The sequence below is a fragment of the Mycobacterium palustre genome (genome assembly GCF_002101785.1).
Classification (GTDB): Bacteria; Actinomycetota; Actinomycetes; order Mycobacteriales; family Mycobacteriaceae; genus Mycobacterium; species Mycobacterium palustre.
The window spans coordinates 118,982-133,248 of sequence record NZ_LQPJ01000112.1 but is presented as its reverse complement, the minus strand read 5'-3'; the positions used below and the strand labels follow the sequence as shown (position 1 = coordinate 133,248).

General features: G+C 71.4%; 12 protein-coding genes and 1 pseudogene. 5 read left to right on the top strand and 8 right to left on the bottom strand.

Translation table 11 applies throughout. From position 1 onward, the window contains the following. A partial coding sequence (locus tag AWC19_RS17765) for an ATP-binding cassette domain-containing protein (protein WP_085079354.1) occupies positions 1–2,086 on the top strand: 2,086 nt, incomplete at its 5' end. Positions 2,087–2,090: 4 nt separating this feature from the next. Here the strand turns inward: AWC19_RS17765 and AWC19_RS17760 are convergent. The 5 genes and pseudogenes from AWC19_RS17760 to AWC19_RS17740 form a co-directional block, all read right to left on the bottom strand. Beyond that, positions 2,091–2,421, bottom strand: a pseudogene (locus AWC19_RS17760) (pentapeptide repeat-containing protein). A 7-nt stretch (positions 2,422–2,428) separates the two neighbouring features. Next, positions 2,429–3,004 carry a GTP-binding protein gene (locus tag AWC19_RS17755; RefSeq protein WP_085079353.1) on the bottom strand — a complete coding sequence of 192 codons (576 nt, stop codon included), beginning with the start codon at positions 3,002–3,004 and terminating at the stop codon, positions 2,429–2,431. Further along, on the bottom strand, positions 2,985–3,359 hold the full coding sequence (locus AWC19_RS17750; RefSeq protein ID WP_085079352.1) for a DUF742 domain-containing protein: 375 nt from the start codon (positions 3,357–3,359) through the stop codon (positions 2,985–2,987). The genes AWC19_RS17755 and AWC19_RS17750 overlap by 20 nt, the downstream gene beginning before the upstream one ends. Positions 3,360–3,365: 6 nt before the next feature. Then, on the bottom strand, positions 3,366–3,770 hold the full coding sequence (locus tag AWC19_RS17745) for a serine protease inhibitor (RefSeq protein ID WP_085079351.1): 405 nt from the start codon (positions 3,768–3,770) through the stop codon (positions 3,366–3,368). After that, complete coding sequence (locus AWC19_RS17740) at positions 3,767–6,634, bottom strand: ATP-binding protein (protein ID WP_085079377.1); 2,868 nt, start codon at positions 6,632–6,634, stop codon at positions 3,767–3,769. Before AWC19_RS17740 ends, AWC19_RS17745 begins: the two co-directional genes overlap by 4 nt. Before the next feature lie 257 nt (positions 6,635–6,891). On the opposite strand from AWC19_RS17740, the gene AWC19_RS17735 reads away from it, so the two are divergent. Beyond that, positions 6,892–7,359 (top strand): tRNA (cytidine(34)-2'-O)-methyltransferase, encoded by a 468-nt coding sequence (locus tag AWC19_RS17735; protein ID WP_085079350.1) that lies wholly within the window; start codon positions 6,892–6,894, stop codon positions 7,357–7,359. Between the two features lie 10 nt (positions 7,360–7,369). Here the strand turns inward: AWC19_RS17735 and AWC19_RS17730 are convergent, their stop codons facing one another. Further along, positions 7,370–8,014, bottom strand: a complete 645-nt coding sequence (locus tag AWC19_RS17730) for a nitroreductase family protein (RefSeq protein ID WP_085079349.1) — start codon at positions 8,012–8,014, stop codon at positions 7,370–7,372. Between the two features lie 83 nt (positions 8,015–8,097). On the opposite strand from AWC19_RS17730, the gene AWC19_RS17725 reads away from it, so the two are divergent. Next, on the top strand, positions 8,098–8,508 hold the full coding sequence (locus tag AWC19_RS17725; protein WP_085079348.1) for a TIGR03667 family PPOX class F420-dependent oxidoreductase: 411 nt from the start codon (positions 8,098–8,100) through the stop codon (positions 8,506–8,508). Positions 8,509–8,586: 78 nt separating this feature from the next. On the opposite strand, the gene AWC19_RS17720 is transcribed toward AWC19_RS17725, so the two are convergent. Next, a complete protein-coding gene (locus tag AWC19_RS17720) occupies positions 8,587–11,868 on the bottom strand; it encodes an error-prone DNA polymerase (RefSeq protein WP_085079376.1) in 3,282 nt (1,093 codons plus the stop codon). A gap of 77 nt (positions 11,869–11,945) precedes the next feature. On the opposite strand from AWC19_RS17720, the gene otsB reads away from it, so the two are divergent. Together otsB and AWC19_RS17710 are read left to right on the top strand one after the other, a co-directional pair. Next, positions 11,946–13,085 (top strand): trehalose-phosphatase, encoded by a 1,140-nt coding sequence (otsB, locus tag AWC19_RS17715; protein ID WP_085079347.1) that lies wholly within the window; start codon positions 11,946–11,948, stop codon positions 13,083–13,085. A gap of 49 nt (positions 13,086–13,134) precedes the next feature. Further along, positions 13,135–13,347: a hypothetical protein gene (locus tag AWC19_RS17710; RefSeq protein WP_085079346.1), complete on the top strand. Its 213-nt coding sequence runs from the start codon at positions 13,135–13,137 to the stop codon at positions 13,345–13,347. Between the two features lie 7 nt (positions 13,348–13,354). On the opposite strand, the gene AWC19_RS17705 is transcribed toward AWC19_RS17710, so the two are convergent. Beyond that, positions 13,355–14,224, bottom strand: coding sequence for a MaoC family dehydratase (locus tag AWC19_RS17705; protein ID WP_085079345.1), 870 nt, complete (start codon positions 14,222–14,224; stop codon positions 13,355–13,357). Between the last annotated feature and the right edge of the window lie 43 nt (positions 14,225–14,267).

Here is a 14,267-nt window from a genome sequence, read left to right as displayed (position 1 = left end):
GCCTTCCGCGGCCCCGCCACCCCCCGCTGCCGCGACCCAGGCCGCTCCCCGACGGGCGCCGGCGCAGGATCTAAACCCGCCCACCGAGCTCGGCCTCGGCGGCGAGGCCGCCGAGTTCCCGACCACCGGAATCAAGGGCCTGGGACCGCCGTCCGACGGCAAGCCGTCGGCCACGCGCGCCGCCTGGATCGGCCGCGCTCTCGACAACGACATCGTCATTTACGACGTGCTGGCCTCGCGCCATCACGCGTTTTTGACCGCGACGCCGGCGGGCACCGAGATCCGCGACGCGCACAGCATCAACGGCACCTTCGTCAACGGGATGCGGGTGGGGTCGGCGGTGCTGGCCGAGGGCGACGTGGTGACCATCGGCAACGTCGACCTGGTCTTTTCCCGCGGCGGGCTGGTCCGCCGCCAGGAGGCGGCGGCGCGCACCGGCGGTCTCGAGGTGCGCGAGGTCGACTTCGCCGTCGACGGCAAGACCCTGTTGGAAAGGGTGTCGCTGACGGCCCGGCCGGGCACCCTGACCGCGATCATCGGCGGCTCGGGGGCCGGCAAGACCACGCTGTCCCGGCTGATCGCCGGCTACACCACCCCGACAGCCGGCTCGGTCGCGTTCGAGGGCCACGACATCCACCGCGAGTACGCGTCGCTGCGTAGCCGGATCGGGATGGTGCCCCAGGACGACGTGGTGCACCGGCAGCTGACGGTCAACCAGGCGCTGGGTTACGCCGCCGAGCTGCGGCTGCCGCCCGACACCACCGAGGCCGACCGCGAACAGGTCGTCGCGCAGGTGCTCGAGGAGCTGGGTCTGACCAAGCACGCCGACACCCGCGTGGACAAGCTCTCCGGCGGCCAGCGCAAGCGCGCCTCGGTGGCGCTGGAGCTGCTGACCGGGCCGTCGCTGCTGATCCTCGACGAGCCGACGTCGGGTCTGGACCCGGCGCTGGACCTGCAGGTCATGACGATGCTGCGCCAGCTGGCCGACGCCGGCCGCGTGGTGCTGGTGGTCACCCACTCGCTGACCTATCTCGACGTGTGTGACCAGGTGCTGCTGATGGCGCCCGGCGGCAAGACGGCGTTTCTGGGCGCGCCGGGCGAGATCGGCGAGGCCATGGGCACCAGCAACTGGGCCCGGATCTTCGCCAAGGTCGGCGCCGACCCCGACGAGGCCAACCGGCGGTTTCTGGCCCGCAACCGGCCCCCGCCGCCGGCGGAAGGCGCGCCGGCCGACCTCGGCGCCCCGGCGCACACCAGCATCGGCCGGCAGTTCTCGACGATCGCGCGGCGCCAGGTGCGGTTGGTGGTCTCCGACCGCGCCTACTTCGTCTTTCTGGCGCTGCTGCCCTTCATCCTGGGCGCGCTGTCGCTGACGGTGCCCGGCAACACCGGGTTCGGCGTGGCCGAACCGAACGGCCAGACGCCCGACGAGGCCGCGCAGATCCTGACGCTGATGTCGGTCGCCGCCGTCTTCATGGGCACCGCGCTGACCATCCGGGACCTGATCGGCGAGCGTGCCATCTTCCGGCGCGAGCAGGCGGTGGGCCTGTCGACGGGCGCTTACCTGAGCGCCAAGCTCGTCGTCTTCTGCGTCTTCGCGGTCGCGCAGGCGGCGATCGCCACCGCCATCGTGCTAATCGGCAAGGGGGCGCCCACCCAGCCCGCGGTGCTGCTGGGCCCCTCCAGGTTCGCCGCCAGCGTCGAACTGTTCGTCACCGTCGCCGCGATGTGCGTGGCCTCGGCGGTGCTGGGTTTGGTGCTGTCGTCGCTCGCGCGGTCCAGCGAGCAGATCATGCCGCTGCTGGTGGTGTCGCTCATGCTGCAGCTGGTGCTGGGCGGCGGCATGGTCCCGGTGACCGGCCGGGTCTTCCTCGACCAGCTGTCCTGGGTGATGCCCTCCCGCTGGGGCTACGCCGCGTCGGCGGCGACGGTGAATCTGCGCGAGCTGGTGCCCGGGTCGCTCGTGCAACAGGACAGCCACTGGGCGCACACGCCCGCCGCGTGGCTGTTCGACATGGGCATGCTCGCCGCGCTGTCGGTGGTCTATGCCGTGATCGTGCGGTGGCGCATCCGGCTGAAGCGCTGAACCGCTAGTCCCGGCCCGCGCCCAGGCGCAGCCCGTGCGCCAGCGCGAAGGCCACGGCCTGGTCGACGTCGACGCGCGCCGGCCGGCGCGGCGGTGCGCAGGTCGTTGCCGCGCAGCACCGCGAGGGTGAAATCCACCTCGTCGAAGGTGACCGGGCGCATCCGGCACTGCACAAACACCGAGCCCGGCACGCTGCACTGCGCGAAGGTGCTGTGCCACAACGACGTTCGTTGCAAAATGCAGTTACGAAACGCCGAGCCGGTGTGCGGTGACTCCGCCAGGTTGGCGCCACGGAAATCGGCGGCCGAGGACTCGCGGTCGACCCACTCCTGCAAAGCGGAATCAGCTCGCGGCCAGCGTTTCCAGCGCGAACTCGCTGACCGCGATCAGCGCGTCGGTCGCCGACCGGCGGTCGCGGGCGTCGACGGTGATCACCGGGATGTGCCGCGGCAGGGCCAGCGCCTCGCGCACCTCCTCGACGGGATAGCGTGGCGCGCCGTCGAATTCGTTGATCGCGATCAAAAACGGCAGGTTGCGGTGCTCGAAGAAGTCGACCGCGGCGAAGCTGTCCTGCAGCCGCCGGCAGTCCACCAAGACGATCGCGCCGATGGCGCCGCGCACCAGGTCGTCCCACATGAACCAGAATCGGCGCTGCCCGGGGGTGCCGAACAGGTAGAGCACCAGGTCCTCTTCCAGGGTGATCCGGCCGAAGTCCATCGCGACAGTGGTGGTCCGCTTGTGCGGGGTGGCCTCGAGGACGTCGACGCCGGTCGACGCGTCGGTGAGCATCGCCTCGGTGCGCAGCGGCATGATCTCCGAGACCGCCCCGACGAACGTGGTCTTCCCGACGCCGAAGCCGCCCGCGATGACGATCTTCGTCGACGCGTGGGATCGGCCATCAGAGTGCTTTAAGACCACGCAGGGTCCTCCCTATGAGTTCGTGGCGCTCGTCGCGGGTGGAGCGCTCGGTCAACGTTCTATGCACCCGAAGGTAGCCGGACAGCACCAGATCCCCGACCAGGACGCGCGCGACACCGACCGGTAGATCCAGCCGGGCCGAGATCTCGGCCAGCGACGGGCTTTCGACACACAGCTCGATGATCTTGCCTCTCGCGTCATTGGGTGGCCACGGGTGCGCCAGGCCCGCCTGCAACGCCTGTATCGGCGCTTCCAGGGGAAGCTCGACGCGGGTGTCGGTCCGTCCGGCGGTCAGCGTGTACGGACGGACCAGGTTTGCCTCACGGGAAGCCGGCCACCGTTCGCGTCTGTCCATGTCGGCTCACGAGCGCTGGGGAGCGGACCGGCGGCTGGACTGCACCACGCCGCCCACCCGTTCGACGAGGATAGCCATCTCGTAGCCGATCTGCCCGATGTCGCAGGACGCCACGGCCAGCGTGGCCAGATGCGAGCCGTCGCCGACGCGCATCAGCAACAGGTAGCCGTTGGCCATCTCGACCACCGACTGCAGCACCTGGCCACCCTCGAACAGCTGCGCGGCGCCGGTGGCGAGGCTGGCCAGCCCCGAGGCCACGGCGGCCAGCTGATCGGCTCGCTCGCGCGGCAGGTGCTCGCTGGCGGCGACGGGCAGCCCGTCGACGGACACCAGCAGGGCGTGCGCCACCCCGGGAACCTCGCGGGCGAACTTCGTCACCAGCCAGTCCAGCGAATTGTCGGCGGACGTCATGCCTGTTCGGGTCCTTCGTTCGTCTCACGGGCGTGCGACCGTCCGGAGCGCACACCGCCGAAGTGGCTGCTGAAGGACGCGCGGACCGCCTCGGGGTCGCGCGTCACGGCGGCGTGCTGCGCCTGCCGATGGGATCCGCCGTTGGAGCCGACGAGCGATCCTTCGTCGTCGTCCTGGACCTGCCCGGTCCCGTTGGCCGTGCCCGGCACCAGGCGGGCGCCGGGCTCGCGGACCGGCAGCCCGTGCTCGGCGGTGTGGGTCTCGACGGGCTTCTCCTCCGCCGCCGCGGCCAGCGACCACCCGCGGTCCCACACCGACTGCCAATCCAGGTCCGGGCTGTTCACCAGGTCGTGCGGGTCACCCAGCATCTCCGAGAGCATCCGGCGGTAGATCACGTCGTCGTCGGACGGCGCCGGGGGCGCCGGCGGCTTCGGGATGGCCGGGATCGACTCGGCGGCGGGCTCGGCGGGCTTGGCGGGTGGGGCTTCGGGCGCTCGCCTCGGGGCTTGCTCGGCCCGGTCGGCGGCGGTTCTCGAACGCGCGGCGAAGAACGCCGACGTGTCCGACACGCCAGCGGGCCGGGGCGGCGCCGGCTCCGGTTCGGGCTGCGGTTCGGGCGCCTGCTGCGCCGGCGACGCGCTCTCCCACCACGGCGTGGCGAGCTCGCGGCGGTGCCGACGGGGCAGCTGCTCGGCCGGCGGCTGCGGAACCACAGAGACGTCCGAAACGTCCGCGATGCCACTGGAACCGGGGTTACGGCGCGGCAACAGCGTGACCGACGGCGCCGCCGCCTGCGAGCCGTTCTGGCTGGCCGGCTCGGGCGCGGCGTGCTGTGCGGCGCCCTTTGTCCCGGGATCCGTCGTGGCCGCGGCGTTGGCGAGCTGGGTGCTCGGCGACGAGACGCCCCGGGCCCGACCGCGCGGCGGCGAGGCGCCCGGCGGCGCCGGAAGGCCTTCCAGCAGCTTCGGCGGCAGGTAGACCTCGGCCGTCGTCCCCGAGCCCGTTTCGCGGGGCGCCGGCCCGCGCAATCCCACCCGGATGCCGTGGCGCGCGGCGATGCGGCCCACCACGAACAGGCCCATGTGGCGGGCGTTCTCGGGAGCGGGGTCCGGGCTGGCGCCGCCGCCGGCCTGCAGCCGCATGTTGGCCATCCGCCGGTCGGCGTCGTTCATGCCCAGGCCTGAGTCCGAGACCCGCAGCACCACCCCGCCGTCCCCGCCGCGCGCGGCCGAGATGCGGACCGTCGTCGTCGGCGGCGAGTAGCGCAGGGCGTTGTCGATGAGCTCGGCGAACAGGTGGATGGCGCCGCCGGCGGCCGAGCCGATCACGGTGCAGTCGGGCAGGCCCGTGATCTCGACCCGGCGGTAGTCCTCGACCTCAGAGACCGCGGCGTTGATCACCGTCGACAGCGGCACCGGGTCGCGCTGGTCCCGCGCGAGCTGCGCCCCCGCAAGCACCAGCAGGTTGGCGCTGTTGCGGCGCAGCCGGGCCGCCAGGTGGTCGAGCCGGAACAGGTTGTCGAGGCGCTCGGGGTCCTCCTCGTTGCGCTCCAGCCGGTCGATCAGCGCCAGCTGCTGGTCCACCAGCGACCGGCTGCGCCGCGACATGGTTTCGAACATGTCGTTGACCAAAAGCCGCAGGCGGGCCTCGTCACCGGCCAGCAGCAGGGCCTGGGTGTGCAGCTCGTCGACGGCGTGGGCGACCTGGCCGATCTCCTCGGTGGTGTAGACCGGCAGCGGCTGCGGGATCGGTTCGGGGCCACCGGATTTGACGCGGGCCACCTCGTCCTCGAGGTCGCGGTGGGCCACCCTGAGCGCGCCGTCGCGCAGCACGCGCAGCGGGCGCACCAGAGCGCGCGCCACCAGCAACACGATCACCAGCGCGACCACGATGGCCGCCAGCACCACCGCGGTGTCGAGGATGGCGGCGTTGCGGCGGTCGTCGGCCTGGGCGCGCACCGACTTGGTCACCGACGCCGTGGCGTCCTTGATGACCTGTTCGGCGATGCCGTCGGTGGTGTGGATGGACCGCAGCAGCTCCGGGTTGTCGACGAGCACGCTGGCCGGATCCGACATGATCGCCATGCGAGTGACCATTTGCTGTTGCAGCGTCTTGGCCTCCGCCGAGCCCGCGCCCAGCACTTCGCTCATGCCGAACAGCGTCGACGGCTCGGTGCCGGCCAGGGTGATCATCGACGTCCGCAACTGCGGCTCCGGCAGGTCGGCCCCGCGGGTGACCAGGATCTCCTGCATCGTCATCTGGCCGCGGGCGCCGACCGCCCGGCTTAGGCCCTGCGCCGCCGCGCGGATGCGCTCGTCCTCGACGCGCACCGACGCGTTGATGACGTCCTCGGCCGTCAGCAGGATCGGCGCGTAGGTGGTCACCCGGTCCCGCAAACCGATGCTGTTGTCGGCGACCTTCTCCAGCAGCCCCTGGCCGCCGTTGAGCAGCGTGCTCACCCCCGAGCGGACGTCGGGGGTGACGTCGGTGTCGGCCAGCCGGGTCTGCAGCTCGTACTTGCGGGCCTCGTAGTTCTTCTTGGCGCCCTCGACGTCGCGGCCGGTGGAGTTCGCCAGCAGGGCGACGTCGAGCGCCGACATGTACTTGGTGATCGCCGGCAGCACGTCGGCGCGGGCGGCGGCCAGCTTGAGGGCGCCGGAGTTCGACATCGCGTCCTTGATGCGCAGCCCGGCGAAGCCGATCACCAAAACGAGCGGTACCAGCACGATCGCCAGCACCTTGTAGCGGACCGGCCAGTTGCTCAGCGACCAGGTGGCCGGGCGTTTGGCCGGCGCCGCCTCGTCGGCGGGGATTTCGTGTCGGGCCGCCTCGGCCTGATGGGCCGGGCGGGTGAACATGGTCACGTCGTCGCGGCCGGGCGCCCGGCCGCCGCGCTGACCCATAGCGCTTTGCGTAACGAGATGCTCATGAGACTTCCTGCGTTGTTCGCGCCAGCGCCCGCGCAGCGGGGCGCGAGCGATAAAAGCCTGGCAATCCGACGAGTATGACAGCCCATGGCCGAGGTCTCCACAATTCTTACTGAGTACGCAGAGCCCTCCAAGGTCGTCCCGTGCGCCGACGCGCAAGTCTGGCAAACAAACGGCTTTGCCATGATCGGCACGTGTTCAAGCTGATGTTCGTTTCCCCGCGCATTGCCCCGAACACGGGCAACGCCATCCGGACGGCCGCGGCCACCGGCGTCGAACTGCACCTGGTCGAGCCGCTGGGCTTCGACCTGTCCGAGCCCAAGCTCCGCCGGGCCGGGCTGGACTATCACGACCTCGCGTCGGTCACCGTCCACCCGTCGCTGCGGGCCGCGTGGGAGGCGCTGTTGCCGGCGCGGGTGCTGGCCTTCACCGCGCACGCCGCGACGTCGTTTGCCGACGTGGCCTACCAGCCCGGGGACGTGCTCATGTTCGGGCCGGAGCCCGACGGGTTGGACGCCGCGACCCTGGCCGACGCCCGCGTCACCCGCCAGGTGCGCATCCCGATGCTGGCGGGGCGGCGATCGCTGAACCTGTCCAACGCCGCGGCGATCGCGGTCTACGAGGCGTGGCGTCAGCACGGCTACGCCGGGGCCAGCCAATGAGCCACAGCCGCTACCAGCTGTTCCAGTGGGTGAGCTGCTCGGCGGGCAGCCGCTTGGCGGGCCGGAAGTCGGTGCCCTTGGTGTAAGCGATCGGGAACAGCCCACCCTGGCTGTACTTGTCGTTGGGGATGCCCAGCACGTCGGCGACCTTTTGCTCCCCGTCGCGCAGCAGGTGCAGCGTCGTCCAGCAGGAGCCCAGGCCGCGAGAGCGCAGCGCCAAACAGAAGCTCCAGACCGCGGGAAACAGCGATGCCCAGAACGACACGCCGCCCAGCGGCGTCTGGTCATCGCGGCCTTCGATGCAGGGGACCATCAGCACCGGCGCCTCGTGCATGTGTTCGGCCAGATAGCGCGCGGAGTCGCGGACCTTGTCCATGCGCTCGCCGCGTGTGTCGCCCTCGGGGTATTCGGCGCCGGGCGCGTCAAGGTAGCCGCGGGCGTTGGCCAGATAGATGTCGCCGATCGCCTTTTTCTTGGCGGCGTCCTCGACGAACACCCACTGCCAGCCCTGCGAGTTCGAACCGGTCGGCGCCTGCAGCGCCAGGTTGAGGCATTCCATCAGCACCTCGCGGGGCACCGGCTTCTCGAAGTCGAGGCGCTTGCGGACCGAACGGGTCGTGGTGAGGACTTCGTCGACGGACAGGTTCAGGGTCATGTGTGGAGACTACTGTCCGATAGCCCGCCTCCTCCTCACACCGCCTTCGGCGGCGTGCATCGTCACCGGGCTAGCGTGGTGCCATGAGCGTCGAACTGACACAAGAGGTTTCCGACAGGCTTGTCTTTGACCACTACGGGTGGCTGACCACGGTGGCGAAGTCGGGGCAACCGGTCCCCCGGCTGGTCTGGTTCTACTTCGACGGGTCCAAGCTGACGGTGTACTCGATGCCGCGGGCCGCCAAGGTCGCCCACATCGCGGCGCACCCGCAGGTGAGCCTGAACCTGGATTCCAACGGCGACGGCGGCGGCATCATCGTCGTCGGCGGCATCGCGGCGGTGGAGGCCACCGGCGTCGACTGCCGCGAGGACGGGCCGTACTGGGCCAAGTACCGCGAGGACGCCGACAGGTTCGGCCTGACCGAGGCGATGGGCTCCTACAGCACCCGGCTGGTGATCACCCCGACCAAGGTGTGGACGACGCCCACCGGCTAGGGCTCCTGCCCGCCGAGCGTGAATTTCACGACGCCGTTGCGGCGTGTCGCGTCGTGGAATGCACGCTCGGCGAGAGATCTAGCGGAAGTCGCGGGACTTCGAGCCCACCGCCAGGCTGATGCGGCCCAGCCGCTCGGCCACGACGGTGACGGCGCCGGTGGCGTTTTGGACCTGGCCGCGCACCAGCAGCGCCGGCGCCGTGTTGGCCAGCTTGCGATGCCGCGCCCACACCCAAGGCGCGCAGAGCACGTTGACCATCCCGGTCTCGTCCTCGAGGTTGAGAAACGTCACCCCCTGGGCCGTCCCGGGCCGCTGCCGATGGGTCACCGCGCCGGCGATCAGCACCCGGTCGCCGTCGGGCACGCTCAGCAGCTTCGCGGCGGGCACCACGCCCATCGCGTCGAGGTCTTCGCGCAGGAACTGCGTCGGGTAGCTGTCCGGGGAGATGCCGGTGGCCCACACGTCGGCGGCGGCCAGCTCCAGCTCGCTCATCCCCGGTAGCGCCGGGATGTGCGACGACGAGCCCACACCGGGCAACCGGTCCGGGCGCTGGGTGGCCGCGGCCCCGGCCGCCCACAGCCCCTCCCGCCGGGACATGCCGAAGCAGCCCAGCGCCCCGGCCGTGGCCAGCGCCTCGGTCTGCGGCACCGACAGCTGCAGCCGCGAGGTCAGGTCCAGCAGGGAAGCGAAGGGGCCGTTGGCCTTTCGCTCCTCGACCAGCCGCTCGGCCAGGTCGTCGCCGATGTGGCGGACCGCGCCAAGCCCCAGGCGGACCTCCGTCCCGCCGTTCTCGAGGGTGGCGTGCGCCAGGCTGGCGTTGACGTCCGGGCCGTGCACCGTCACGCCGTGCCGGCGCGCGTCGGCCACCAGCGACTGGGGCGAATAAAAGCCCATCGGCTGGGCGCGCAGCAGCGCCGCGCAGAACGCCGCCGGGTGGTGCAGCTTGAACCACGACGAGTAGAACACCAGCGACGCGAAGGACAGCGCGTGGCTTTCCGGGAAGCCGAAATTGGCGAAGGCTTCGAGCTTTTCGTAGGTCCGGTCGATCACCTCGTCGGAGGCGCCGTGCAGCGCACGCATGCCCTCATAGAACCGGCCGCGCAGGCGGCGCATGCGTTCGGTGGACCGCTTGGAGCCCATGGCGCGGCGCAGCTGGTCGGCCTCGGCGGCCGAAAAGCCGGCGCAGTCGACCGCCAGCTGCATCAGCTGTTCCTGAAAGAGCGGCACCCCCAACGTCTTTCGCAGCGCCGGTTCCATCGACGGGTGGTCGTAGACCACCGGGTCGATGCCGTTGCGCCGCCGGATGTAGGGGTGCACCGACCCGCCCTGGATGGGCCCGGGGCGGATCAGCGCCACCTCCACCACCAGGTCGTAGAACATCCGCGGCTTCAGCCGTGGCAGGGTGGCCATCTGCGCGCGCGACTCCACCTGGAACACGCCGACGGAATCGGCGCGCGAGAGCATCTCGTAGACCGCCGGCTCGGAGAGATCCAGGCGGGCCAGGTCCACCTCGATCCCCTTGTGTTCGGCCACCAGGTCGATGGCGTAGTGCAGCGCGGAAAGCATGCCCAGCCCGAGCAGGTCGAACTTCACCAAACCGATTGCCGCGCAGTCGTCTTTGTCCCACTGCAGGACGCTGCGGTTCTCCATGCGCGCCCACTCCACCGGGCACACGTCGGCGATCGGGCGGTCGCAGATCACCATGCCACCCGAATGGATGCCCAGGTGCCGGGGCAGGTTTCGGATCTGCGTGGCCAGCTCGATCACCTGCTCGGGGATCCCATCGGCATCCGGCGAGTCCGCCGCCCCGCTCCAGCTGCTGATCTGCTTGCTCCACGCGTCCTGCTGCCCCTGCGAGAACCCCAGGGCGCGCGCCATGTCGCGCACCGCGATCTTGCCCCGGTAGGTGATGACGTTGGCGACCTGGGCGGCGTAGTCGCGGCCGTATTTGTCGTAGACGTACTGGATGACCTTTTCCCGCTGGTCGGACTCGATGTCCATGTCGATGTCGGGCGGCCCGTCGCGGGCCGGCGACAGGAAGCGCTCGAACAGTAGCTCGTTGGCCACCGGGTCGACCGCGGTGACGCCCAGGGCAAAACAGACCGCGGAGTTGGCCGCCGATCCCCTGCCCTGACACAGGATGTTGTTGTCCCGGCAGAACCGCGCGATGTCGTGCACCACCAGGAAGTAGCCCGGGAATCGCAGTTGCGCAATGACTTTCAGCTCGTGCTCGATCTGGGCGTACGCGCGCGGGGCGCGCTCGGGGAGCCCGTAGCGGTCGCGGGCTCCGGCCATGGTCAGCTGCCGCAGCCAGCTGTCCTCGGTGTGCCCGTCGGGCACGTCGAACGGCGGCAGCTGCGGCGCGATGAGCGCCAGCCCGAACGCGCACTGCTCGCCGAGCTCGGCGGCGGCGGTCACCGCATCGGGCCGCCACGCGAACAGCCGGGCCATCTCCTCGCCGGACCGCAGGTGCGCGCCGCCCAGCGGGGCCAGCCACCCGGCGGCGGAGTCCAAGGACTGGCGGGCCCGGATGGCGCCCATCGCCATGGCCAGCCGGCCGCGCGACGGGTGCGCGAAATGCGCCCCGGTGGTGGCGACGACGCCGACGCCGAAGCGCGGCGCCAGGGCGGCCAGCGCCGCGTTGCGTTCGTCGTCGAGCGGGTGGCCGTGATGGGTCAGCTCGACGCTGACCCGGCAAGCGCCGAACCGGTCCACCAGGTCGGCCAGCGCGCGCCGCGCCGCGTCCGGCCCTCCGTCGCAAAGCGCTTGGCGGACATGGCCTTTGCGGCATCCGGTCAGGATGTGCCAGTGGCCCCCCGCGGCCTCGGTCAGCGTGTCGAAGTCGTAGCGCGGCTTGCCCTTCTCCCCGCCGGCCAGGTGCGCGGCGGCCAGCTGCCGCGACAGCCGCCGGTACCCTTCCGGGCCGCGGGCGAGCACCAGCAGGTGCGGGCCGGGCGGGTCGGGCGTCTCGGTGCGCGCGCCCGGCCCCAGCGACAGTTCGGCGCCGAACACCGTGCGCAGGCCGAGTTCGGCCGCCGCCTCGGCGAACCGCACCGCCCCGTAGAGGCCGTCGTGGTCGGTGAGCGCCAGGGCGCGCAGGTCCAGCCGGGCGGCCTCCTCGACCATCTCCTCGGGCGTGCTGGCGCCGTCGAGAAAGCTGAAGGCCGAATGCGCGTGCAGCTCGGCATAGGGAACCGACGACGGCGCCGGCCGGGCGCCGCCCGGCGGCCGGTACGTGCCGCGCTTGCGCGACAACGGGGCATCCTCGGGGACGTGCTCCGGCGCGCCGGCGTGGCGCGGCTTGCCGTCGAGCACCCGCTCCATTTCCGCCCAGCTCGGCGGACCGTTAAACCAGCCCACGGCGGCCAGTGTATCGAAAGTATGTTCGACATGCGCCACCCCGTCGGCGGCCCGCGTCACCGTGAGAGGCTGGGTGAATGCCGGTCACCATCGACCCGCGCCGCCTGGACGCGGCGCTGTTCGACGCCGCATTGGCCCTCCCGCAAGCGCTGTCCGGACGGCTGCGCGAAGCCGGCCTGCGCACCGGGGTCCTGCCCCCGAGCGGCGCGGCCCCTACCCAGTCGGCCGACCAACTGGGGGTGCGGCCGGGCCGCTGCGCCGTCGTCACCGGCACCGCCGAGGGGGTTACGGCCGCGCGCGACGCCGGCTTCGCGTTGGTGGTCGGCGTCGGGGCGGAACCCGACGCGCTGCGGCGCGCCGGCGCCGACGCGGTCGTCGCCGACCTCGGCGAGATAACGGCGCGAGTCGGGGACCGCCGGATGTCGCAGCTGCCGGATGCCGCCAACGCGCTCGAACTCCTGACCGAACAGGGCCCGGCCGTGTTCTACGACTTCGACGGCACGCTGTCGGACATCGTCGACGACCCCGACGCGGCCAGGCCGGTCGCCGGCGCCGTCGAGGCCCTGCAGGAGCTCGCCGCGCGATGCCCGGTCGCGGTGCTGTCCGGCCGCGACCTCGCCGACGTGGCGCGCCGCCTCGGCGTGCCCGGCCTCTGGTATGCGGGCAGCCATGGTTTCGAGCTGACCGCGCCCGACGGAACGCACCACCAGAACGAGGAGGCCGCGGCGGCCATCCCGGTGCTCGAACAGGCGGCCGCCGAGCTGCGCGACCGGCTTGGGGCGATTCCGGGAATCATGGTGGAGCACAAGCGTTTTGGCGTCGCGGTGCACTACCGCAACGCCGCGCGCGACCGCGTCGGCGAGGTGGCGGCGGCGGTGCGCGCAGCGGGTCGGCGCGACGCGCTGCGGGTGACCACCGGCCGCGAGGTGATCGAACTGCGCCCGGACCTGGACTGGGACAAGGGAAAGACTTTGCGTTGGGTGATCGATCACGTGCCCGCCGCCGATTCCCGCCTTCCGGTCTATCTCGGCGACGACATCACCGACGAGGACGCGTTCGACGCCATCCAGCAGGACGGCATTCCAATCCTGGTGCGGCACAACGAGGATGGTGACCGAGCGACCGCCGCCCGGTATGCGCTGGAGAGCCCCGCGGCGGCCGCCGAGTTCACCAGAGAGCTGGCGCGGCGGCTAAGCGGCCCCCGGAGAGTCAAGTGACCGTTGGCCGTTGAATAGGCGATTTTCGCTGCCGATAGCTGAGAGATCCGTGGAATTCCTGCCTCTGGTGCGGGGCGGCGTTAAGCTTCGCGCCGACGAAGGAGGGAACGCCCAGAACGTCGGCAACGGCGGCGCCGGCGGCAACGGCGGCAACGCCGGCACGGGCCCGTCGGCTGACGGCGCGGTGGGGACCGGCGCCAGCGGCGGCAAGGCCGGCAACCTGTACGGCATCCCCGGCGCCCCCGGCGCCGACGGAAGCTAAACGGAACCTAAGCCACGTACTCCGCGGCGCCGTCGTCGAGCACCACCCGGGCGTCCGAGCCCTCGGCACCCGACGCCTCGGTGCGAAACACCGCCTTGCCCGGTTCGGTGCGCCAAATCAGCGTGGTCAGCGTCTCCCCGGGAAACACCGGCGAGGAAAACCGGGCGTCGATCGAGGTGACGTTGGCGGCCACGCCCTTGCCCAGCTCGGCGACCAGCGCGCGGCCCGACACCCCGTAGGTGCACAGCCCGTGCAGGATCGGCTTGGGGAATCCGGCGAGCTCGCGGGCGAACCACGGATCGCTGTGCAGCGGGTTGCGGTCACCGGACAGCCGATAGATCAGCGCCTGATCTTCGCGGGTGGGCAGCGCGATCCGGGCGTCGGGCTCGCGGTCCGGAAACTCCGGCGCGGGCGGACGCTGGCCCGGCTGCCCCCCGAAACCGCCTGCGCCCCGGACGACGAAGGTGGTCGACGTCTCGGCGATCAGCGTCCCCGAATCCGGGTCGGTGCCGCGGCCGCGCAGCATCACGACCGCGTTCTTGCCCTCGCCCTTGTCCTGGATGTCGACGACCTCGGTGACCACCGACAGCTTTCCCGCCGCCGGCAGCGGCGCGTGCAGCCGAACGCCCTGCGATCCGTGCAAAAGCATGGCCCAGTTGAACGTTCCGATCTTGCCGGCCGCGCCGAACGCCGGGCAACAGATCACCGCGTAGGTGGGCAGCACCTGCTGGGTGATGTCGTGGCTGTTCTCGGTGGTGAACGAGAGATCGTCAGTCCCGCAGCCGACGCCCAGGGCGTACAGCAGCGTGTCCCGGTCGGTCCACTCGAACAGCATCGGCTCCGTCACCGCGCCGACGGCGCTCGGGTCAATGGCCACGCGAGTCTCCTTTCACGTTTTCGCCACCAAAGCTTTGCAAACC

What these genes read in the sequence shown, in the direction of transcription:
- otsB (WP_085079347.1), top strand. Translation starts at nt 11,946, where the DNA reads ATGCCGGTCACCATCGACCCGCGCCGCCTGGACGCGGCGCTGTTCGAC.
- AWC19_RS17730 (WP_085079349.1), bottom strand. Translation starts at nt 8,014, where the DNA reads ATGACCCTGAACCTGTCCGTCGACGAAGTCCTCACCACGACCCGTTCG.
- AWC19_RS17745 (WP_085079351.1), bottom strand. Translation starts at nt 3,770, where the DNA reads ATGACGTCCGCCGACAATTCGCTGGACTGGCTGGTGACGAAGTTCGCC.
- AWC19_RS17750 (WP_085079352.1), bottom strand. Translation starts at nt 3,359, where the DNA reads ATGGACAGACGCGAACGGTGGCCGGCTTCCCGTGAGGCAAACCTGGTC.
- AWC19_RS17725 (WP_085079348.1), top strand. Translation starts at nt 8,098, where the DNA reads ATGAGCGTCGAACTGACACAAGAGGTTTCCGACAGGCTTGTCTTTGAC.